General features: G+C 65.1%; 1 protein-coding gene. It reads right to left on the bottom strand.

Going from position 1 to position 829, the window contains the following annotated elements:
- Positions 1-754, bottom strand: a 754-nt coding sequence (locus tag SO139_RS46300) for an IS110 family transposase (RefSeq protein WP_498542166.1), incomplete at its 3' end; no start/stop codon positions are given.
- Positions 755-829: the final 75 nt, after the last annotated feature.

The following is an 829-nucleotide window of genomic DNA, read 5'->3' on the forward strand; positions in this document are numbered from 1 at the left end:
GGCGTTGCTCGTTGGGCACTCCCGCCAGGCGCTTGGCCCGGGTTGTCTCGATCTCCTTGATCTGCTGCTTGACGAAGCGCAGGTGGTCCATGTCGCGCCGCAGCTCGGCCAGCGTGTTCGCCGGAACGGCCGCGCCCTCCGGCGTGCGTAAGGCCTCCAGCCGGCTCGATGCCTGAGCCAGGTTTGGCCGGAAGCCGCGAATCCCGAGGCGGGCGAGATTAGCCTTCAGGCGATTGATAATGCGCGTGCGCGCCCCGACCAAGCTCTCGCGCTCGCGGCCCGGCCGTTTCGCATCCTCATCCGCGAGGGTGGGGATCGCCGCCATGCTGCAATGCTTCGGTTCGCCGCGCAGCCAGCCGAGAAAGGCGCGTTTCAGCAGTTCAGTGTCGAGCCGATCTGTCTTCGCCCGCCGGTGCTCGCGCGACACCGGGACGCTCGACGGGTGGATCACATAGGCCTCGATTTCTTGCGCGCGCAGCCAGCGTGCTAACCAGAAGCCGTCGCGGCCGGCCTCATAGGCGACGGCGATCCGTTTGATCGTGCGTCCAGCCTGCACCGCCTCCTTCCGCCAACGATGCAGAAGCTGCAGAAGCGCATCCTGGTCTGGGCTGAGCTTCTTCAAAGGATTGCGTTCGAGTCCGGGCACAATACCGGCGACCAGCCAACTCGACTGGCCGATCTCGATCACGGCGATCACTGTCGCGTCTTGTTCAAGTGTGCCAAGGCATCTGCTCAGGTCGTTTTGCTTCGCCATGGGGCGCTCCATCGCTTTGTTGCCGCGACGATGGTGCCATGGCCTCGCCGCTCGGCCCATAGCATCTAAACCGCT

This window comes from Bradyrhizobium sp. UFLA05-89 (assembly GCF_059803475.1).